The 20,693-nt window shown below is 67.7% G+C and carries 19 protein-coding genes; 8 read left to right on the top strand and 11 right to left on the bottom strand.

What is annotated here, in order from left to right; translation table 11 throughout:
- The first annotated feature begins 395 nt into the window (after positions 1–395).
- Complete coding sequence (locus BJ987_RS37115) at positions 396–3,923, top strand: sacsin N-terminal ATP-binding-like domain-containing protein (RefSeq protein WP_245365778.1); 3,528 nt, start codon at positions 396–398, stop codon at positions 3,921–3,923.
- Between the two features lie 3 nt (positions 3,924–3,926).
- On the opposite strand, the gene BJ987_RS02415 is transcribed toward BJ987_RS37115, so the two are convergent.
- On the bottom strand, positions 3,927–4,553 hold the full coding sequence (locus tag BJ987_RS02415) for a TetR/AcrR family transcriptional regulator (RefSeq protein ID WP_245365777.1): 627 nt from the start codon (positions 4,551–4,553) through the stop codon (positions 3,927–3,929).
- 127 nt (positions 4,554–4,680) lie between these two features.
- Between BJ987_RS02415 and BJ987_RS02410 the strand changes: the two genes are divergently transcribed.
- Complete coding sequence (locus BJ987_RS02410; protein WP_209884260.1) at positions 4,681–6,729, top strand: neutral/alkaline ceramidase; 2,049 nt, start codon at positions 4,681–4,683, stop codon at positions 6,727–6,729.
- Here BJ987_RS02410 and BJ987_RS02405 read toward each other — a convergent pair.
- Complete coding sequence (locus tag BJ987_RS02405) at positions 6,726–6,965, bottom strand: DUF2530 domain-containing protein (protein ID WP_209884258.1); 240 nt, start codon at positions 6,963–6,965, stop codon at positions 6,726–6,728. The genes BJ987_RS02410 and BJ987_RS02405 overlap by 4 nt on opposite strands.
- Positions 6,966–7,027: 62 nt before the next feature.
- Here BJ987_RS02405 and BJ987_RS02400 point away from each other — a divergent pair, with 62 nt between their 5' ends.
- Positions 7,028–7,465: a MarR family winged helix-turn-helix transcriptional regulator gene (locus BJ987_RS02400; protein WP_209884256.1), complete on the top strand. Its 438-nt coding sequence runs from the start codon at positions 7,028–7,030 to the stop codon at positions 7,463–7,465.
- A 6-nt stretch (positions 7,466–7,471) separates the two neighbouring features.
- Here BJ987_RS02400 and BJ987_RS02395 read toward each other — a convergent pair whose 3' ends face one another.
- A complete protein-coding gene (locus BJ987_RS02395) occupies positions 7,472–7,885 on the bottom strand; it encodes a YccF domain-containing protein (protein ID WP_209884254.1) in 414 nt (137 codons plus the stop codon).
- A 47-nt stretch (positions 7,886–7,932) separates the two neighbouring features.
- Positions 7,933–9,141, bottom strand: a complete 1,209-nt coding sequence (locus tag BJ987_RS02390) for a GNAT family N-acetyltransferase (RefSeq protein ID WP_209884252.1) — start codon at positions 9,139–9,141, stop codon at positions 7,933–7,935.
- Positions 9,142–9,237: 96 nt separating this feature from the next.
- On the opposite strand from BJ987_RS02390, the gene BJ987_RS02385 reads away from it, so the two are divergent.
- Together BJ987_RS02385 and BJ987_RS02380 are read left to right on the top strand one after the other, a co-directional pair.
- Positions 9,238–10,041, top strand: a complete 804-nt coding sequence (locus BJ987_RS02385) for a TrmH family RNA methyltransferase (protein WP_209884250.1) — start codon at positions 9,238–9,240, stop codon at positions 10,039–10,041.
- Positions 10,038–10,322 carry a DUF2537 domain-containing protein gene (locus tag BJ987_RS02380; RefSeq protein ID WP_209884248.1) on the top strand — a complete coding sequence of 95 codons (285 nt, stop codon included), beginning with the start codon at positions 10,038–10,040 and terminating at the stop codon, positions 10,320–10,322. The genes BJ987_RS02385 and BJ987_RS02380 overlap by 4 nt, the downstream gene beginning before the upstream one ends.
- A 2-nt stretch (positions 10,323–10,324) precedes the next feature.
- Here BJ987_RS02380 and BJ987_RS02375 read toward each other — a convergent pair whose 3' ends face one another.
- The 3 genes from BJ987_RS02375 to serC form a co-directional block, all read right to left on the bottom strand.
- Positions 10,325–11,071 carry a DUF6928 family protein gene (locus tag BJ987_RS02375; protein WP_209884246.1) on the bottom strand — a complete coding sequence of 249 codons (747 nt, stop codon included), beginning with the start codon at positions 11,069–11,071 and terminating at the stop codon, positions 10,325–10,327.
- 352 nt (positions 11,072–11,423) lie between these two features.
- Entirely contained in the window at positions 11,424–12,581 is a 1,158-nt protein-coding gene (gene sepH, locus BJ987_RS02370; RefSeq protein WP_209884245.1) for a septation protein SepH, read from the bottom strand.
- Between the two features lie 300 nt (positions 12,582–12,881).
- On the bottom strand, positions 12,882–14,003 hold the full coding sequence (serC, locus tag BJ987_RS02365) for a phosphoserine transaminase (protein ID WP_209884243.1): 1,122 nt from the start codon (positions 14,001–14,003) through the stop codon (positions 12,882–12,884).
- A gap of 104 nt (positions 14,004–14,107) precedes the next feature.
- Here serC and BJ987_RS02360 point away from each other — a divergent pair, with 104 nt between their 5' ends.
- The 3 genes from BJ987_RS02360 to BJ987_RS02350 all read left to right on the top strand — a co-directional run bounded on the left by BJ987_RS02360 (position 14,108) and on the right by BJ987_RS02350 (position 16,681).
- Positions 14,108–14,761, top strand: a complete 654-nt coding sequence (locus BJ987_RS02360; RefSeq protein ID WP_209884241.1) for a hypothetical protein — start codon at positions 14,108–14,110, stop codon at positions 14,759–14,761.
- Between the two features lie 71 nt (positions 14,762–14,832).
- Positions 14,833–16,008: a YhgE/Pip domain-containing protein gene (locus BJ987_RS02355; protein WP_209884240.1), complete on the top strand. Its 1,176-nt coding sequence runs from the start codon at positions 14,833–14,835 to the stop codon at positions 16,006–16,008.
- Positions 16,009–16,099: 91 nt separating this feature from the next.
- Complete coding sequence (locus BJ987_RS02350) at positions 16,100–16,681, top strand: Uma2 family endonuclease (protein ID WP_209884238.1); 582 nt, start codon at positions 16,100–16,102, stop codon at positions 16,679–16,681.
- Between the two features lie 75 nt (positions 16,682–16,756).
- Here the strand turns inward: BJ987_RS02350 and BJ987_RS02345 are convergent, their stop codons facing one another.
- From BJ987_RS02345 to pdxH, 4 genes are all read right to left on the bottom strand, one after another.
- Positions 16,757–17,116: an FKBP-type peptidyl-prolyl cis-trans isomerase gene (locus BJ987_RS02345; protein WP_209884236.1), complete on the bottom strand. Its 360-nt coding sequence runs from the start codon at positions 17,114–17,116 to the stop codon at positions 16,757–16,759.
- Positions 17,117–17,150: 34 nt separating this feature from the next.
- Complete coding sequence (locus tag BJ987_RS02340; protein ID WP_209884233.1) at positions 17,151–18,455, bottom strand: citrate synthase; 1,305 nt, start codon at positions 18,453–18,455, stop codon at positions 17,151–17,153.
- 156 nt (positions 18,456–18,611) lie between these two features.
- Positions 18,612–19,895: an MFS transporter gene (locus BJ987_RS02335; protein ID WP_209884231.1), complete on the bottom strand. Its 1,284-nt coding sequence runs from the start codon at positions 19,893–19,895 to the stop codon at positions 18,612–18,614.
- A 48-nt stretch (positions 19,896–19,943) separates the two neighbouring features.
- Entirely contained in the window at positions 19,944–20,672 is a 729-nt protein-coding gene (gene pdxH, locus BJ987_RS02330; RefSeq protein ID WP_307869424.1) for a pyridoxamine 5'-phosphate oxidase, read from the bottom strand.
- Positions 20,673–20,693: the final 21 nt, after the last annotated feature.

Below are 20,693 nucleotides of genomic sequence, written 5' to 3'. Positions count from 1 at the left end.
TCGGCTGCGGCTGGCGAGGCCGGTAATGGAGTGGTTGGTGAGGGGGCGTCGGAGAACGGGGCGGCGCGCGCGAATGTGGGCGAGGCGGTAGGCGATACGGGTGATACCGCAGTGTCTTCTGCTGTGGTGAGTGTTCGGCCGAAGGCGGAGGTGGCGGTGCGTGCGCATGTGCCGGGTTCCGAGCCGGTGGATGCGCACATCGTTCCCGATGAGTCCGTGACGTATGTGGCGGACAGCAAGGGCGAGGTTGTCGCGGGCGGGGAGCCGGACGAGTCCGCGGCCGAAGGGTCGGTGACCTATGTCGCCGACAGTCAGGGCGAGGTCGCCGTGGCCGAGCAGGTCGAGATGCTCGGGGACGCCGGTGTCGAGGACTCGGAGTCCGAGTCATCGCGCAATTGAGCGCCGCCGACCCGTTCGGCACCTCGGAGCTACGCGCGGGAGTCCTTGCCGCCTGGCGTGATTCGCCGACGCGGCTGCGCGAGGACGCCGCCACCGAGGCCGACCTGGTCCGCGCGGGCTACCGGGATCGCCTGCTCACCGAGCTGGCGCAGAACGCCGCCGACGCCGCCGCCAAGGCAGGCGTCCCGGGCCGGGTGACAGTCCGGCTCGACGGCCGGACTCTGCACATCGCGAACACCGGCGCGCCCTTGGACCTCGCCGGCGTACATGCCCTGACCGCCCTGCGCGCCTCCGGCAAAGCCGACACCAACGTCGGCCGCTTCGGCGTCGGATTCACCGCGGTGCTGTCGGTCAGCGACGACATCGAGGTGCGTTCGACCACCGGCTCCCTGCACTTCTCCCGCGCACGCACCGCACAAGCGCTGCGCGACAACCAAATCCAGATCCCAGGCGAGTCGAACCACCGAACCGAAACGGCGGCAGGGGAGCGAGCCAGCGGCGGCCCCGCCCATCGAACGGAAACGGCCGCAGGCGAGCGATCCGAATGGGCCGACCAGGCCAGTGACGGCCCCGCCGACCGAACCGGAACGGCCGCAAGCGAGCGATCCGAATGGGCCGGCCAGCCCAGCGGCGGTCCCGCAGCGGACATCCGATGCTCGCCTGATCCTGCGGCAGTGGAACCGGCCGATCCGCAAACAGGTGCTGGGGGTGCCGCAACTTCCCCGCAGAGCCACGAGTCTGCTTCATACGGAGCGTCATACGACAGTGCAACAGCGGACCCGGCTAGCCTCCAGCCGAATGCCGCGGTTGGCGTACCTGCTCACGGACCGGAATTCGCTCCTCCCACCCTGCGACTGGTGTGGCCGAGCAATACCGAACCGGAAGTCGGTACGGACACCGAAGTGGTGTTGCGCCTGCGCGATGATGCGGATGCCGAGGCGCTGCTCGACGGGATGCGTGCCGAGGCGGCGGATCTGTTGCTGGAACTACCTGCCTTGCAGTGCATCCGGATCGGTGACGAGGAAATCGTCAGTGCGGTCAGGGTGCTCGACGGTGGGTTGCAAGAGCTGCGGATCGATGGTCCGGGCATGGAACTGCGAATCTGGTGGCAGTACAAGACGTCTCGGGCGCGTTGGCTGCTGCCGGTCCGTGCGGGTCGGCCGGTCCCGTCGGGGAACGACGTGTTGCGTGCGCCGACTCGATCCGACGAGGAGCTTTCGCTACCTGCGATTCTGATCGCCGATATCCCGATGCAGCCGGATCGCCGACGGTTGCTGCCCGGCGCGCGGATCGCCGAATTAGCCAGCGGGTATGCGCATTTCGCGCGCGCTCTGCCGCCGGGCGACCGGCTCGTTCTCGTTCCGACGCCCGGTTTCGCGCGAAGCGAGGCCGATGGCCTCCTCCGGGAAGTACTGATTCGTGAGCTGCAAACCAGTTCCTGGCTGCCGGTTTGCCCCGGCCGCCAGCCTCTCGACACCCCGTCAGGGGTCCACGGGTGGCCCGACCCACTCGACCCAACTGATGATGAGCCCGTCCCCGGGCGAGCTGATGACACGCCTGTTCCGGGCGGAGTTGAGGCTGAGCCCGTCCCCGGGCGAGCTGAGGACACGCCTGCTCGGGGCGGAATGGAGGCTGAGCCCGTCTCAGGGCGAGTCGATGACATGCCTGCCGGGGGCGGAGTTGCTGCTGAGCGCGCCCAGGGGCCAATTGCGGTCCCGAACTGGAATGACTCGGTTCTGGAATCATCTGGTACGGCGTCGGCACGCGTCGATGCAAGCAACTCGGCTCATCTCGGATCGGACTGGCACAACGGTCTTTTCGAGCCGAGCGCCCTCGCAGCTCCGCGCTCCGCGAGTTCGGGTGCCCTCGCCACCGCAGTCCCCACCCGCGCGAGCGTATTCGCTGGCCTGACAGCGGAATTGGCCGAGCTACTCGACGACGTGGTCGGCCCGTTGGTGATTCCGGAGTTGTCCGGGCGTAGTCACGCCGAGGCGCTGGGTGTGCTGGATGTGCATCGGCTGGGGTTGGCGCGGCTGGCGGAATTGTCGAGCGGGCTGGAGCGGGAGCCGGGTTGGTGGCGGCGACTGTATGCGGCGCTGGAGCCTTTCGTGGTCGATCCGTTGACTGCCGAGGAGCTCGGGGCGCTGGCGGTCCCGCTGGCCGACGGCCGGCTCGTAACCGGGCCGCGGACTGTCGTTTTGGATGACCAGCTGGAGATGGCCATTCCGGTGCACTGGGCGCGGCTGGTGCATCCGGAGGCGGCGCATCCGCTGCTGGCCAGGTTGGGGGCGCGGTCGGCTACCGCCGAGGACCTGCTGGGTGATCCGGCGTTGCGGGCGGAGTTGACGGATCGCCCCGACGACGAGGACACGCTCGACGCGGTGCTGCGGCTGGCGGTGCACGCGAATCCGGCGGCGCTGCCGTCCTGGCTCGGCCTGCTCGAATTGCCGGATACCGCAGGGGAATTGCGGCCCGCTGATGAGCTGCTGTTGCCGGATGCCCCGCTGTATCCGCTGCTGGTCGCGGACGCGCCGCTCGGCACCGTCGATCCGGCGGTGGTGGAGGCCTATGGCGCGGAGGCGTTGCGGGCGATCGGTGTCGGCTGGGGTTTCAGCGTGGTCACCGAGGTCGATCCGACCGGTCCCGATCACCAGCTCGACGACGAGGCGCGCTGGTGGGCCGGACTGGCGGAAGATCCGCCGGAGTTGGCGGCGGTGCGCGATCTGGATCTGGTGGACGAGGTCGCATGGCCGGATGCGTTGCTGCAGTTGGTGTCCGAGCCGGACACTCGCCGGTTGCTCGCCGATCCGAACGGCTACACCGCGTGGTGGCTGCGCGGGCATGCCCGCATCGATGGCACCCCGCTGGGGTTGCTGCGGCATCCGGCGGACAACGAATTCGCCGGTCTGCTGGACGAATTCGCATTCGAGGGTTTCGGTCGCACGGATCTCGACGCGCTGCGCGCGGTCTTCGCCGACCCGGCCAACGTTTCTCCGGAGCTGGCCGCCGCGCTGCTCGAAGCGCTCGCCGATCCCACGAAAACTCCTGGTCCGCAAGTCATCGCCCGCGCGCACGGGAAGCTGGCGGCGGCCATCGCGGCTGATCGGCTCGACGTCGCCGACCTGGCGCTGCCGGATCGGGTGCGTTCCCTGGCCGGCGCGGTCATCGATCCGTCCGACGCGCTGATCCTCGATCAGCCCGAGTTCGCTCTGGCTCTGCCTTCGCAGCGCCTGGTTTTCGGCGGCACCGAGCACGCCTCGGCCTTGGCCACCCTGCTGGATCTCCCGGTGGTCTCCGCGGCGGTGACCGCGGAGGTGCTCGGTGAGGGCCGCCGCACCGCCTGGGCGGACGCGCCCCTGGGGGTGATCCTGCGCGAGATGCTCACGCTGCCGACGCCGGACGGTGATCTGGTACTGCACGATGAGCTGCGGGTACGCCTGGGCGGCGCCGTCCAGGGCACCGTCGAGGTGCCCTGGTGGCGCGCGGGAACCACGACGCATGTCCGCGTCCCCGAGGGGCGCTGAAGCTCAGTTTCCGGTGGGAACCGCGTAGTTGGTGAGCATTTCGCTGAGCAGGTCGAGCTGTCCGCGCACGGCCTCGCTGTCGTTGTCGACCAGCCAGCGCAGCACCATGCCGTCGATGACCTCGAGCACGAATCGGCTCAGCGACTGCACCGGGACCGTCCACTGGTTGGACGTGGCATCGCGGGCGTGGTCGAGGATGTCGGCCACGGTGGCGTCGTTGAACGCGTACTGTTCGCGCGCGATTGCGAGTTTCGCGGGAGTTTGCTCGCCTTCGCGCAAGGCGTAAGTCGTGGTTTCGTAGGTGAGTAGTTGGCGTTCGGGTGTGGCTTCAATGTTGAGCCACATGAGTTCCAGTGCCGCGCGCACCAATTTTTGAAGTGCTTCTTTTCCACTTCCGACGTCTTGCCATACCGTTTCATTGGCATCGACAGAATCGCGTAATTCCATCGCTAGCGCCTTGACCAGCTCGGTCATCAGCGCGTCCTTATTTTCGAAACAGTAATGCACCACACCGAGCGAGACACCTGCCGCCTGAGCCACATCGCGCGTGGTCACACCGGCAACGCCTTTTTTCTCGGCTAGCCCAATGGCCGCCTCGATAAGGTGGGCCCGTCGTTCTTCGACGCTCAATCGGGAGGACACCCCAGGGAGTTAAGCGCTCGTGGCGCGTGCAGTCAATTCGCTGGCTTGAAAAGTTACACTGGACGGGCGTCCAGTTCTGTGGTTCAGTGCCATCGGAAGACTAAGGAGCGCCCGTATGTCGTTGTCGCGCAGGACTGTTCTCGCCGGGACCGTAGTGGGGTCGGCGACTTTGGCCACCGCCGCGGCGACCGGCGGCATCCCCGGCGTCCAGCACGCCACCGCGACGGCCGCGCCCGCCGACGGTTACTCGATCGGTATCGGAATCTCCGATATCACCGGCCCCGCGGCGGAATGCGGCATGATGGGCTACTCCCAGCTGGAGCAGACGACCGCGGGCATCCACCTGCGCCCCCGGGTACGCGCCTACGTCATCGCCGCCGGCGCCGGCCGGGTCGCCTTCGTGGTGGCCGACAACGGGATGATCTTCGGGTCGGTGCATCGCGGCGTAATGCTGGATCTCGCACGGCGTTTCGGCGATCTCTACACCGAGCAGAACGTGCTGCTCACCTCCACCCACTCCCATGCCACCTGCGGCGGGTCCAGCCACGACCACGCCTACAACCTCGCCATTCTCGGTTTCCAGCAACAGGTTTACGACGCCGAGGTGAACGGCATCGTGGAGGCGGTCGCCGCCGCGCACGCCGACCTCGGTCCCGGCACCCTCGCGCTGGGCCGCGGTGAACTGCACGACGCGAGTGTCAACCGGTCTCGCATCGCGTTCGATCGAAATCCGGACTCGGACAAGGCCTACTTCCCACCGGCCGCGATCGATCCGGCGGTCACCACGCTGTCGATCAGCAAGGGCGGCCGACCTGTCGGCGCCATCACCTGGTTCGCCACGCACAACACCTCGATGAGCAACAAGAACCGCTTGATCAGCGGTGACAACAAGGGTTACGCGTCCTTCGCGCACGAACACACCGAGCACGGCGTCCGGTACCTCGACGGCAAGCCGGATTTCGTGTCCGCGTTCGCGCAGACCAATGCCGGTGACATGTCGCCGAACCTGAACCTCAGCCCCACCTCGGGCCCGACGGACGACGAGTTCGAGAACACCCGCATCATCGGTGAACGCCAGTACCGTGCCGCCAGAGCCGCACTGGCCCAAGCCCGCTCGATGGACGGCCCGGTGGACGCCATGCTCTACTACATCGACCTGGCCGATATCGCGGTGGACGGCCGCTACACGACAGACGGGCTGCCCAAACGCACCTCGCCCGCCGCGGCCGGCGTCGCGCTGATCGCGGGCAGTATCGAGGACGGACCCGGTCTGCCCGGCATTCCGATCCCCGAGGGCGTGCGCAACCCGTTCCTGGAGGCGGTCGGCGACCCGCGCGGGCCGGTACCGGCATGGCTGGCGGATGCGCAGGCGCCCAAGGCCATTGTGGCGCCGCTCGGGCTACTGGGGTGGGTGCCCAGTGTCGTGCCCATCCAGATCATGCGCATCGGCGAGCTATACCTGGCCGCCGCGGGCGGCGAGTTCACCATCGTGTCCGGGTTGCGCGTCCGCCGCGCCGTGGCCGCCACACTGGGGGTGCCGCTGGAGCAGGTGCTGCTACAGGGTTACGCGAACACCTACCACGAATATGTCACCACCCCTGAGGAATACGACGCCCAGCAGTACGAGGGCGGGTCGACTCTGTTCGGCCGCTACACCCTTCCCGCCTACCTCCAGGAATTCACCCGCCTGGCCGAAGCTTTCGCCGCACGTCAGCAGATCGGCCGTGGTCCCGCGCCGCGGGATGTCTCGAATATGCAGCCGAACTTCGTAGCCGCGCCGGGACCGGACGCCGCTCCCGCGGGCCGCGCCTTCGGCGATGTGCTGATCCAGCCCGCCGCTTCTTATCCGCGCGGCAGCCGGGCGACCGTCGAGTTCGTCTCCGCCCACCCGAAACACAATCCGCGCCGCAACGGCACCTTCTTGGAAGTGCAGCGTCGTACCGATGCCGGGGACTGGGTGCGGGTGGCCAACGAGGGCGAATGGGCGGTGCGCTATCACTGGAGCAAACGCGGCAGCGCGGAATCCGTGGCGCGGTTCACCTGGGACATCCCCGCCGACGCCGACGCCGGCACCTACCGGTTCGCGCATTACGCAGACCGGCTCGGCGGTGATGGAGCCCTGCACCCGTTCACCGGAACCAGCGCCGACTTCGCGGTCGGTTAGAGCCCGGTCTGCGCACCCTTGTCGCCGCGGCGAGCCCCGCGCCGCTGGATCAGGAAGATCGTCAGCCCGAGCAGCCCGACCGCCATTCCCATCAGGCACACCGGCCGCAACGATTCCCAGCGGTCCCCGCTGACCCACACCACGATGGTCGCGATGAGCCACAGCGCACTACCGACCGCCAGAACCGGGCGCGGATCGGTGAAGCGCGGCGGGATCTCCGGAACTTTCTGGGTCACCCAGCAAGCCTAGCTACCGAACCACCCGCCCGCTTTGCACAGGTCCCGTATCGTTTGCGCTTGTGACAACGCCATCGGATGTTCGAGCCCTCGCGGGCGAGCTCTCGCTCGCCGTGGTCCGGCTGACGCGACATCTGCGGGGCCGCCGTGCCGATGCTCAGATCTCGTTGACTCAGCTGTCCGCCCTGGCCACCTTGCACCGTGACGGCGCGATGACCCCGGGGGCGCTGGCCGCCAAGGAGCGGGTGCAACCACCGTCGATGACCCGGGTGATCGCCTCGCTCACCGACCTGGAACTGGTGGAGCGCAAACCACACCCCACCGACGGCCGGCAGATCATCGTCTCGCTCTCCGACGCGGGCCGCGCCCTGATCGACGACGAGGCCAGCGCTCGCGAAGCCTGGATGACCGAGCAGCTCTCCCAGCTCACCGACGAGCAACTGGTCGTGCTGTCCCGCGCCGTCGGCATCATGAAGCAGATCGTCACCGACTCCGAGTAGCGGCGTTTACCGGGCGTACTCCCGGGCGCCGAAGGGCTGGTCGCTCTCGACGATTTCGCGCCCCAGCGGGAACAGCGACAGCGGGATCATCTTGAGGTTCGCCCACCCGAACGGGATGCCGATGATCGAGACGAACAGCGGGATGCTGGTCAGCAGATGGCCGAGCGCCAGCCACCAGCCCGCGAAGATGAACCAGATGACGTTGCCGACCATCGAACCGGGCCGCACGCCCGGTTTCTCCACGGCGCTGCGCCCGAACGGCCACAGCGCATAGGCCGCGATCCGGAACGACGCGATGCCCCACGGGATCGTGATGATCAGGATGCAGCAGATGACACCGGCGATGACATAGCCGACCGCCATCCAAAAACCGGCGAAGATGAGCCAGAGGATGTTGAGAATCAGCTGAATCGGCTTCATGGCCCCAGGATACGACGGGATTCTGACAGGAAGCTGGGACCGAGGTCTCAGAAGTGCCAGCCGAGCTCCGCGTCACGTTCCGCCGAGAAGGCGAGTTCCAGGGAGTGCAGTTTGCCGGAGTCCTTGACCTGCAAGCGGTTCGCCGCGGCGAACACCCGCGCCGGATAGGCCCCGAGATACATGCTGCCCAGTACATCGATGCCGAGTTCGAAATCCGCGGCCCGGGTCGTCGGCGCGCATTCGGCATGGCCGTCCCGCACCGTGAGCGCGAACGTGCCGCCCGCGTCGCGGAACGGATCATGCACGGCCAGAACGACATCCAGATCCGCGCGATAGGCCCGGGCGGTCAGCGCGGCCGGGACGTCCATCAGCCGCAGCCACAGCGCGTCGTAACGGGCGGCGGTCTTGACCAGCCGCAGATCGGTCAGCAGATAGGGGAGCGGGTCATGCTCGGTGAGCACCGTTTCGATCCGCTCGACGAGCTCGAGTCCGAACAGCGCCCGCCAGATCGCGACGTGCGCCTCGGTGGTCACCGTGCGCATTTCCACGATCTCCACGTCCGTCCCGGTGTCACGGTGGTGGTAGCGGTAGAGGGCGAAGCCGTCCTGGTGCAGTAGGACGAACAGATCGGTGCCGCCGCCACGCCACGACTCCGGATCGCTGAACCGGATCTCCCAGGACGCGTCGGGGCGGGCCTGCACGCCCGGGGTGAGCCGCCGCCACCGGTCGTAGACGGCTTTGATCTGCTCGTGCGTGTCCGCCAGGTCGGCGAGTTCGACACCGCCCGGATCCGGTGTGGTCGGCAGGAATTCGGCGAACCGCCGATCGATGGTGACCCGGTTCTCCCGGACCGTCGGACCGTAGCCGAACCGCCCGTAGATGCTGCCCTGGCTGGCGGTGAAGATGGTCAGCGGCAGCCCGGCGTCCTCGGTGCGGCGGTGCTGCTCGGTGTACATCGCCCGCAGAATCCCGCGGCGTCGATAATTCGGCGCCACCGCGACCCCCGCGATGCCGGTGGCTTCCACCGTCCGCTCACCCGGCACGGTCATCGTCATCGTCCGCGCCTTGGAGTGCCCGACGACCCGGTCGCCGTCGACGGCGACGATCGCGTCCTCCGGCGGGAACAGGAGGGCGGCCCGGTCTTTGTACGCCTGATCGGATCGCCAGGTGAACGAGGTCGCCCCCAGCCGCCAGATCTGCTCCGCGTCCGCGGCGGTGGCCGAACGGATAGTGATCTCGGATCCCATCGTCATCATCCGACCATCCCATGCTTTACCCCGAGTCCGCATCCGATTTCGCACGCTCGGCCACCGGTGTGCGGGCGCGAGCGGCCGACCAGGCAGGATGGGGCCGTGGCTGAAGTGATCGATATCGACGATCCCGCGGATCCGCGGGTCGACGATTTCCGCGATCTCTCCTCCGCCGACCGCAGACCGGATCTGCCCGGGCGGAAGGGGCTGGTAATCGCGGAGGGGGTGGTTGTGGTGCAGCGGATGCTGGATTCGCGGTTCACGCCGAGTGCCCTGCTCGGGGTGGGCAAGCGGTATGAGCAACTGGCGGCGGACCTGGCCGGGGTGGCGGTGCCGTACTACCGGGCCAGTGCCGAGGTGATGGCCGAGGTGGTGGGGTTCCATCTCAATCGGGGCGTGCTCGCGGTCGCGCCCCGCCCCCGGGAACTGACCCTGGACGAGGTGCTCGCGGACGCGCGGACCGTCGCGGTGCTGGAGGGCGTGAACGACCACGAGAACCTCGGATCCATGTTCCGTAATGCGGCCGGCCTGGGCGCCGAGGCGGTGTTGTTCGGGGATCGCTGCGCCGACCCGCTGTATCGTCGCGCCGTGCGCGTATCCATGGGGCATGTGCTGCGGGTGCCGTTCGCGTCCGTCCCCGAATGGCCCGCGGGCCTGGATATTCTGCGCGGCAAAGGCTTCCAGATCATCGCGTTGACCCCGCATCCGGACGCGGCGAATCTCGCTACCGCGATGACCGGGGAGCGGGTCGCCTTGCTGCTGGGGGCCGAGGGCCCGGGACTGACCGAAGAAGCCATGCGGGCGACCGACGTCCGGGCGCGGATCCCGATGTCGCCGGGCACCGATTCGCTCAATGTGGCGACGGCCGCGGCGATGGCGTTCTATGAGCGGGTGAGGACATCGTGAATCCAGGGGACTATCGCGATCCGACACCGTGGGCATCCGGCATCACCGTGTCGGTGCTGATCGCGTTGCTGACCGCGGCGGCGGTCTTTTCCTTCGGCGACGCGCTGGCGCGGGTACATCCGCTGCTGTCGATCGTGGTGAATCTGGTCGCGGCAGGTGGGGCCGCGCCGACCGCATGGCGCTGGCGCGGCGTGCCGGTGACCAGATGGGTGATCGCGGGCCTCGCGGCCGGGGTGCTGCTGGCCTGGTTCGCGCTGTTCGTCGGTCTCGTTTTCGGCTGAGGTCAGGAGACGCGGTCGCGCCCGCGGATCCAGTGCAGAATGCTGCGGCGCTGTGGCCGCACGGATAGCTCGGCTTCTTCCGGCGGCAGCAGCGTGGCCGGGTCCGGCGCCTGCCCCTTCGGGTAGAGCGTGAACCCGCAGACCGCGATATCGCGCGGGGTCAGCGCGTCCGCGGCAGCGGGGGCGCGGTATCGGAAACCGAGCCACTCGTCGTTGGCGGCGTCGGCGAAGTCGGGCGGATCGAAGGGCAGCATCTGCGGGTCGGGTAGTTCGCCGGCCCGCCAGCGCACCGGATGTTCGCCCGCCCAGTACGGGCGTTCCCACACCAGCGGCAGGCCTTCGTCTTCCAGGATGTTCACCCGGGTGGAGCTGAAGGCGCGGCGGAACTCGCCGCGCTCCCAATGCGCGTAAGAGCCCCAGGCGTAGGCGGAATCGAAGGCGATCAGGTAGGTGTGTTCCGAGGCGAGCGGGCGCACCAGCAATTCCGGCAGCGAGGTGGGGCGGATGAGCGCGGCCTGCGCCGAGCACAGCAGGGTGAGCCCGGGATAGCAGCCGATGTACACCTCGCTGACGGCCGGGCCCGCGCATCCGGCGAGCGTGCCGACCATGATCGGCAGCACGTCCCGGTCGGAGTGCAGCTGTTTGGCCAGTGCCAGTGCGGCTTCGGGGTCCGGGTCGCGGTGATCTCGCAACACCGCCAACGGGTCGGGGGCGTCGACGTACCAGAGAGTCGAGGCTTTGGACAGCATTGACGGCACCTCCCGATGGTTGCACCCGCGTCGCAAATTCTTAGCAACTCTTGGTGTCGGTGAACACCTTCCGGCTACCGCGAACTGCCCGCCACCGACTTGTGTGTCGACGACTCACATCAAAATCTACCCGCACAAGGCGATCGATGCCGCCGGTTCGGCGTGCGAACACGCCAGGGAGACTCAAAATCCGAATAGCTCATCCGCCGCTCCGCGCCTTCGGGCCAGGCGCAGCAGCTAACGTCGCGGCCGACGGTTTGCTGGGAGGCGAAGTTCAGCTGGTACGCGACGAGTTACCCATGTGCTATCGAAATAAGTTGGCGCGTCGGGTAATTCGTGGGGTGTACGGAAGTTAGTGGCCGGAGCTGCGGACGCCGAGCAGCACGTCTTCCCAGGACGGCATCGGCGCCTTGCCGCGCTTGTTGCGCGCGGTTTTGGCCGGGGCCGGCTTGGCGGGCTTCTTCTCGGCCGGAGCGGGATTGGCGGTGGCAGCAGCGGTAGCGGCCGCGGGTGCGGGCTCTGGTGCCGGTGCGGCCGGGGTGCTCGGCGGCGCGGTGGCGGGCTGCACGGGCGCGGCGCCGCCCGCGGCCGGAGCGGTGCTGGTACCCGCGGCGACAGCGGGCGTGCTCGGTGCTGCGGGCGCGGGTGCCGGTGTAGCGGGCGCGGCCGGGGGCGGCGTGCTCGCCGCCGGAATCGCGGCAGCGCTCCCGCCCGCGGCGACGGCGCGCTGCGGTTCGTAGTACTCGTCCATCGCGGGCTGGGCCTGCCGGGCCGCCGGACGCGGCGGGACCAGGGCCTCGCGCGTGGCCGGGCGAGTCTCGGCGGGGCGGGGCGACGGAGTTTCGGCCACCACCGGCTCCGGCTCCGGCGCGGCCGCTTCGATTTCGGCCGCGGCGGGCAGGATGGTGGCCAGACCACGCAGTGCGCGGCCGAAATCGGGATCGACCAGGTCGGCGGCGGGATCGTCGAGGGGGGACACCGAACCGCCATGCGCGTCGGGCTGGTAGCGCCAGTGCGCGGCGATCTCGGAATGCCCGTTCTGCCACTGCAACTGGGCGACCCAGTAACCCTTCTCGTCCTTCCAGGCATCCCACTCGGCATTGTCGAGGGTGTGCCCGCGCTCGGTGAACGCGGCGGTGACGATATCGATCAGGGTTTCCACGGCGGGGCCGTCGGGCCGCACCGGATGCGCCTTCTGCGCGAGCTCGGCGGCCCGGGCGCGTTCCAGCAGCACCGGATAGGCGAACCGCTCCACCCGGCTGGCGGGCATGCCGGACTCTTCGGTGACTTGTTCTACGGAGGCCCCGGCACGGATACGAGCTTGAATATCGCGGGGACGCATAGTTGCTTCCATCTCGATCTCAATCTGGCCGAATCGGGCAAGGTCTCCGCGGGCTGCGGCTCGAAGTTTGTCGTCGGCGGGCAGCCGATACTTGTTTCCGGTCTCGGTGTCGATGCACACGATGTGCGTGGAGTCGGGCGTCACCCCGATCACTCGAAGTTCACGCACCGTTACCTCCTTATCGCGTCGGCTCGCGACACCGCCCACTGCTGTGTTGAATCGGCGGCGCTCGCTGTGCCTTCGTGGTCACGCTGCGCTACCGCCTGCGGGCCGGGAGCTCGCACCGCTTTGCGAAACAGTAGTGCACAGTTGTTGTTCTCGAGGCAAGACACGCGGGCCGAATGTCGGCCCAAAACGCGCCGCACCCGCTAATCTGCTCTGTTCGACTCGAACGTACTCGATCTACGGCGTGTCGAATTGCGGTGTGTCGCAGGAAAACACCTGTGCACTACTGTCCGAAAATCGCTGTCAGAGGTTTTCGACGACCCAGTCGATGCAGCGGGTCAGCTGCGAGACATCCTCGGGATCGATGGCCGGGAACATGCCGACGCGCAACTGGTTGCGGCCCAGCTTGCGGTACGGCTCGGTGTCGACGATCCCATTGGCGCGCAGCACCTTCGCGACCTGCGCCGCGTCCACCGAGTCGGCGAAGTCGATGGTGCCCACGACCTGCGAGCGGTGCGCCGGATCGACCACATACGGCGTGGCGTAGGCACTGGACTCGGCCCAGGAGTACAGGCGCGACGAGGAATCCAGGGTCCGCTTGACCGCCCAGTCCAGGCCGCCGTTGCCGTTCAGCCACTCGATCTGGTTGGCGAACAGCAGCAGCGTGGCCAATGCCGGGGTGTTGTAGGTCTGGTCCTTGGTGGAGTTGTCGATCGCGATCGGCAGCGAAAGGAAGTCGGGGGTCCAGCGGTTCGAGGCCTTGATCTCCTCGACCCGGGCCAGTGCGGCCGGGCTCATCAGCGCGACCCACAGCCCACCGTCGGCGGCGAAGCACTTCTGCGGCGCGAAGTAGTAGACATCGGAATCGGCGATGTTCACCGGCAGGCCACCCGCGCCCGAGGTGGCGTCGATGGCGATCAGCGCGTGCTCGGAACCCGCGGGACGCTGCACCGGAATGGCCACACCGGTCGAGGTTTCGTTGTGCGCCCAGCCGATCAGGTCGACCGACGGGTCCGAGGTCGGCTCCGGGGCGCTACCCGGCTCCGACTTCACCACGATCGGGTCACCGATGAACGGGTTGCCCTTGGCGACCGAGGCGAACTTCGAGGAGAACTCACCATTGGTCAGGTGCAGCGAACGCTCGCGGATCAGGCCGAAGGCCGCGGCGTCCCAGAACGCCGTGGTGCCACCGTTGCCCAGCACCACCTCGTAGCCCTCGGGCAGCGAGAACAGCTCGCGCAGACCGCCGCGCACCCGCGCCACCACATCCTTGACCGGCTTCTGCCGGTGCGAGGTGCCGAACACGGAAGCGCCGGTATCGACTAGAGACTGCAGCTGTTCCGGGCGCACCTTGGAGGGGCCACAGCCGAACCGTCCGTCGGCAGGCTTGAGGTCGGCGGGAATGGTCGGAAGCGCAGTGGTCATGGCGAACAGAGTAGAGGGTGGTATCGCTGTGTCGGAGACCACGCCGGGCTTATCCACCCACCGGTCGCGTCGTCCGCCGCCGCCTGGAGCTAGTGTGGCCGCCCATGGACCTGGCGTCGGCTAACTCGGGGTGGCTGTTGCGCGCACGACGATCGCGCACCTTCGGTGGGCGGGGTGGCATGTTGTCCGACTCGGCGCGACGGGAACTACTGCTACACGGCGCGACCGCCAGCGCGACGGTGCTCGGCGTGCGCCGCGACGCCGCCGGCCGGGCGGAGCCGGAATGTGTGTTCACCGTGCAGGTGCGGTTGGACGGGGTGCAGCCGTACGAGACCCGGGTGCGCCAGCGGGTGCCCGTCGCGGACCTGGAGGGCATGCAGCCCGGCGATGTGGTGTGCTGCCGGGTCGATCCGGGCGATCCGGACCGGCTCGTGCTGTACGTGCCCGATTCCGGTGACGCCACCAGCGTGAGCGTGGCGAAGATCCTCGCCAACGGCCGCCGGGCCGACGCCACGGTGCTCGCCGCCGCGCCGGTGGCCGCCGACTACATCGGGCGCGAGGACCCGGTGTTGCGCTTGGACCTCGAGTTGCGGGCCTGGGACGAACCGAAGCCGTGGCATGTCCGCGTGCTACAGCCGGTGCCGTTGAGCGCGATCGGTTTGGTCGATCTGGGGCAGCACCTCGAGGTGGCGTTCTTCACCGTGGACCACGGGGAAACGGTGGCCGTGGATTGGGCGGCGTCCCTGGGGGAGGAATAGGGGTCGCGCCCTTACCGAACATTTATGGAAACGCGGGTGAAGGCGTTAATTCACACCCATAGGGTTTCCCGGTGATCGGAAAACGCTCCCGCCCGGTACTTTTCGCTGTTTCGCTGCTGCTGGCGGGTGCGCTCGGCGGAACGGTCGCCGCATGCGCGGTATTTTCCGACGACGCGCCGACCGGAATCGCGGTGATCGACACCGATACCGGTCCGGTCGGCGCCGGCGTAGTCAAGGCACTGGAACAGGACGGCCGCGGCTACGAATGGACCATGGCGAAACCGGGCGAGGCGAGCACCGAGGACTACGCCGCCGTGATCACCCTGCCCGCCGACCTGACCACCTCCATGGGTTCGCTGGCGGGCGCGCAACCGCAACGGGCGAAGGTCACCGTCGCCACGCACGACGACGCGGACCCGAATCTGGTCAACGGGGCGACGAACGAGGTGACGCACCTGATCGGCGCGAGCGGTGTCGACGCGGCACTGGCCGCCGTCGCCCAGGCTCGCACGCAGTTGTCGAATGTGCAGTTCACCGCCCAGCTGCTCGCCGCCGGCGTGAACTCCGCGGCCGCGAGCGCCGGCCAGTTCGGTTCCGGCGCCCAGGAAATGCTCGGCTTCCTGGACTACGCCAAATCTGGTTCCGCGCAATTGACGTCGGCGATCGCGCTGCTCAACGACACCGTCGACGGCGCGGCACTGCAAGCGAATCAGCTCGCCCAAGCCCTGGATTCGACCGGCCTCACCATCGGCCAGGTGCAACAGTCCGCCAGCGCGGTGAGCACCGGCTTGGAGCAGATCCTGCCCATGCTGCGCGCCCTGCCCTTCGCCGGCGACCCCGCCGTAGCCGACATCATCACCAAACTCGAAGGCCTGCGCGCCGTCTCGGGTCAGGCGGGCAGCCAACTCGCCGGCCTGGACCTCCTGGTCGGCGGCGCGGTCGACCCGAACACCGACCTGGGCGCCCTGCTGCGCACCGTCGTCGGCCGCCTACAGAGCGCGAGCGCGCAATTGAACGAGGGCGCGAAACTCGCCGAGGGCCTACCCCAGCTGGCCGACCAGGGCGGCGCGATGGTCACCGGCGCCATCTCCCAGCTCACCGCCGGCGTAACCCAGCTACAAACCATCGTCGACAACCTGAACACCCAAACCGGCAAGGCCATGGCAGCCCTGCCGATGCGCGGCACCGCCCAACAATCCGCCCTCGCCCTAGCCTTGACCGACCCGGTCGAGATCGTCCGCGAATGAGGCTGACATGCCCGATCGAGGGCGATCGACCATGACTATCTGCCCAGGAAGTTGCACTCGCAGCCGGTCACAGGCTCGGTAACCTGCATTCATGACGATCCTGCCAGTGGATTCGCTGCCGCATGAGATGACCGAAGAGGAGTATCGCCGACTCCCTGAGGACATCTCGCGGGAGATCGAGGTCGTGCACGGTCATGTCATCGTGTGCGAATCCCCCATACCGGAGCACAACTCGCTCGCGCGTCGGCTGGCCAATGCGATCGAACGCCTACCGAGCACCGAGCCGTGTATACGCGTTGACACCGGTATCGACGTGGTTCTGTGGCGGGTTCCCAAGTTCAGCTTCCGTCGACCGGATGTCATCGTGTACCGGTGTCTGGATGAGCCAGGTGCGAAACCGGAGGCCGGGGACACGCTCATCGCCGTCGAGGTCTCGTCCCCGTCCACGGCGGCGGAGGACTTGCTCGATAAGAAGGTCCAGTACGCGCGAAGCGGCATTCCGCTCTACCTGGTAGCCATGCTGGATGCCGAGTTCCGGATAGCCGAGGTGCTGGAATTCCGGCTGGACGCGTACGCACGTGAATATTTTCTGCACCGAGTGCATCGTGAGGGTCACATCCGCCTCGAGCACATGGTTATCGGGGAAATTGTCTTCACCGATCTCGTCGACTGAATCGACGGTGTGGCCCGATAAAGCGACCGCGGCCCGTGTTCCGGTGGGAACACGGGCCGCGGTGCGGGATTCGACTTACTTCGCGTCGAGCAGGTCGATCACGAAGACCAGGGTCTTGCCCGACAGCTTGTGGCCGGAGCCGGCTTCGCCGTAGGCCAGTTTCGGCGGGATGGTCAGCTGGCGGCGGCCGCCGACCTTCATGCCGGGGATGCCGTCCTGCCAGCCCTGGATCAGATTGCGCAGCGGGAAGGCGAGGGATTCGCCGCGGTTCCACGACGAGTCGAACTCTTCACCGGATTCGAATTCGACGCCCACGTAGTGCACCTCGACGGTGCCGCCGGGCACGGCTTCCTTGCCCTCGCCCTCGATGATGTCCTTGACGACGAGTTCGGTGGGCGCGGGCCCCGCCTGGAATTCGATCTCCGGCTTCGACATTCGGACTGATCCCCTTCGATAGGTGATTGATTACTCAGCGGTTGTTGATGGCTTGGTAGTCGCGCTCACCGTAGCCGGTGTAGATCTGGCGCGGGCGGCCGATCTTCAACGGCTCGGAATGCATTTCGCGCCAGTGCGCGATCCAGCCGGGGAGCCGGCCCATCGCGAACAGCACGGTGAACATGCGAGTCGGGAAGCCCATGGCCCGGTAGATGACGCCGGTGTAGAAATCGACGTTCGGGTACAGCTTCCGCGAGATGAAGTACTCGTCGGTCAGCGCCGCTTCTTCGAGCGCCTTGGCGATGTCGAAGAGCTCGTCGTCGCCGCCGAGCTTCTGCAGAATGGCGTCGGCGTGCTTCTTGGCGATCGCGGCGCGCGGATCGTAGTTGCGGTAGACGCGGTGCCCGAAGCCCATGAGCTTCACGCCGTCTTCCTTGTTCTTGACCTTGCGGATGAATTCCTTGACGTCACCGCCGGCGGCCTTGATGTCGTCCAGCATTTCCAGCACGGCCTGGTTGGCGCCGCCGTGCAGCGGGCCCCACAGCGCGTTGATGCCGCCGGACACCGAGGTGAACAGGTTGGCGTCGGAGGACCCGACCAGGCGCACGGTGGAGGTGGAGCAGTTCTGCTCGTGGTCGGCGTGCAGGATCAGCAGCATGTCGAGCGCGGCGGCGACCTCGGGGTCGACCTCGTACGGTTCGGCCGGGAAGCCGAAGGTCATGCGCAGGAAGTTCTCCACCAGCGACAGCGAGTTGTCCGGGTAGAGGAAGGGCTGTCCGACCGACTTCTTGTACGAGTAGGCCGCGATGGTCGGCAGCTTCGCGAGTAGTCGGATGGTGGATAGCTCGACCTGCTCGGGATCGCGCGGATCCAGCGAATCCTGGTAGTAGGCCGACAGGGCGTTGACCGCGGAGGAGAGCACCGGCATGGGGTGCGCGTTGCGCGGGAAGCCGTCGAAGAATCGCTTCAGATCCTCGTGCAGCAGGGTGTGCCGGCGGATGCGGTCGGTGAAATCTTCCAGCTGGGCCTGCGTCGGCAGCTCACCGTAGATGAGCAGGTAGCTGACCTCGATGAAGGTCGAGGAGTCGGCCAGCTGCTCGATCGGGTAACCGCGGTAGCGCAGAATGCCCTGTTCACCGTCGATGTAGGTGATCGCCGACTTGGTCGACGCGGTGTTCATGAAGCCGGGGTCGTAAGTCACGTAGCCGGTACTGGCCAGCATTTTGCCCAGATCGATACCGTCGTTGCCTTCTTCGGCTTCGGCGATCGTCATGGGGTACTCGCCACCGGGGTAGCTCAGCACCGGCTTGGCGTCGTTGATGTGGTCGTTCTCGGGCACGGAAGGATCCCTCTCAGGCTAGGACCGTCGGCATCGAAGTGCGGTCGGCACGGCGGTGCGATTACCTAGACGCTAGTCGCTGTCCACGCGGCCCGACCACGAGGGTGCCCACCGGAGAACCTCACAAACCTCGCGTGAGGGCGTGAGGTTTGCCCGCTACGACGACACCTGCACCGGGTGTGTCCTGGCCACTCGATATCGGACGAACGCCGGAAATGCCAGGGCCGCGACCACCACGCCGACCACCACGAGGACACCGCCGCCCGCCGCGGCCACAGCGGTACCCAGGCTCGCTGCCGCGAAACCGTGTGCAACATCACCGATCCGGGGTCCACCAGCGACGATGACGATGAAGACGCCCTGTAGCCGGCCGCGCATCTCGTCGGTGGTGACGGTTTGCAGCATGGCGATGCGCAGTGCCGCCGACACCATGTCCACCGCGCCGCCGAAGGCGGAGCAGGCCAGCGCGATCCACAGTCCCAGGCTCGGCCCGAGGCCGTGCCCGGTGAATCCCACGGCGAGTCCGAAGCCGACCATGGACAGTCCCCACAGCGCGATGCAGACCAGCACCGTCAGGCCTTGGCGGCGCACATGGACGATCCAGCCGGAGAACACGCCGCCGAGCACCGCGCCCACCGACATCGACGCGAACAGCAGGCCGAGCGCCACGCCGCCGCTGGCCGGGTCGCCGAAGGTCTTGTGCGCGATCTCCGGGTACAGCGCCCGGGACATACCGAACACCATCGCGATCACGTCGACCACGAACGACGCCAGCAGGATGCGCTGGGTGGCCAGATATACGAATCCGTCCAGCACCGTGCGCAATCCGGCGGTGCGGGCCGTGCCGGTCGGCGGGATGGCCGGCAGTCGCCACACCGCCCAGACGGTGGCGATCAGGGCGATCGCGTCGATCAGATACAGCGTGGACAGCCCCACCACGGGGATCAGCACACCGGCGAGCACGGGACCCGCGATGGCGCCGAACTGCTGCACGGTCATGCTCAGCGCGCTGGCCGCGGCCAAATGCTCCTCGGGGAGCAGGCGCGGGATGGCGGCGCTGCGGGTCGGCTGGTTCACCGCGAACAGCGCCTGCTGTGCCCCGAAGAGCACGAGCACCACCCACACATTGTTCAGACCGGCGGCGGCTTGGGCCCAGAAGGCGAGCGCGGTGAGGCCGGTACCCGCGTTGGTGATCAGCATCAGCTTGCGCCGGTCCATCACGTCGGCCAGCGCGCCGCCCCACAGTCCGAACACGATCAGCGGAATCAGGCCGAACAGTCCGGCCAGGCCCACGTATCCGGAGCTGCCGGTGATCTGGAAGATCTGCTGCGGCACCGCGACCACGGCCAGCTGGGATCCGATGACGGTGACGATGTTGCTGGTCCACAACCGCCGGAAGTCGGGATAGCGCAGCGGTGTCGTGTCGGCGAGCAGTTTCACCGATCGGAGCGTATCCAGCCGGTCAGAGCCGCGACAGTGTTGGATTCGTCACGGTTGTAGTCGTTGCACGCGCATTCCGTCGGCGCTGATGCGCGCCACGATCCGGTTGTGCAACCGGCCGCGGCGGCCCTGCCAGAACTCGACCTCGTCGGGTCGGAGCAGATAGCCGCCCCAGTGCGGCGGCACCGGGATGTCGTCGACGTCGGCGAAGCGCTCGGTGGTCTCGGCCAGGATCCGGTCCAGCTCGGCGCGGGAGCCGACGGGCCGGGACTGCTGCGACGCCCACGCGCCGAGCTGCGACTCGCGGGGACGCGAGCGCCAGTAGAGCGTGGTCGTCTCCGGTGGCGTCTTCTCCACCGCGCCGCGCACATGCACCTGGCGGCCGAGCGCGGGCCACAGGAAGGTCGCGGCCGCGAACGGTACCCCCGCCAACTGGGTCCCCTTGGCCGAATCGTAGTTGGTGTAAAAAGTCACACCCGCGGGCGAGAGACCCTTGCACAGCACGGTTCTGGCAACCGGTCTGGGGGTGCCGCCCGCCAGCGAGACGGTGGCCAGCACCATGGCGTTCGGCTCGGCTATGCCCACGGCCGTGGCCTGCTCGATCCAGTGCCGTAACAACGGTTCCCAGCCCCCGGCCAGCCATGTTTCATCGAGATCGGTGTCCTCGCCACTGCCTGAATGCAGCACCCCGTAGTCGACTCGCATCCCGGCGAGATCGGTGCTCGGGAGATTTTCGGCCGGATTGCGGTTGGTCGGGAAATTGTCATCCGCCTGCATGGGCCAGACGTTACTCCGGGG

It is taken from the genome of Nocardia goodfellowii (assembly GCF_017875645.1).
Classification (GTDB): domain Bacteria; phylum Actinomycetota; class Actinomycetes; order Mycobacteriales; family Mycobacteriaceae; genus Nocardia; species Nocardia goodfellowii.
This window is presented reverse-complemented; position numbering and strand designations above follow the sequence as displayed.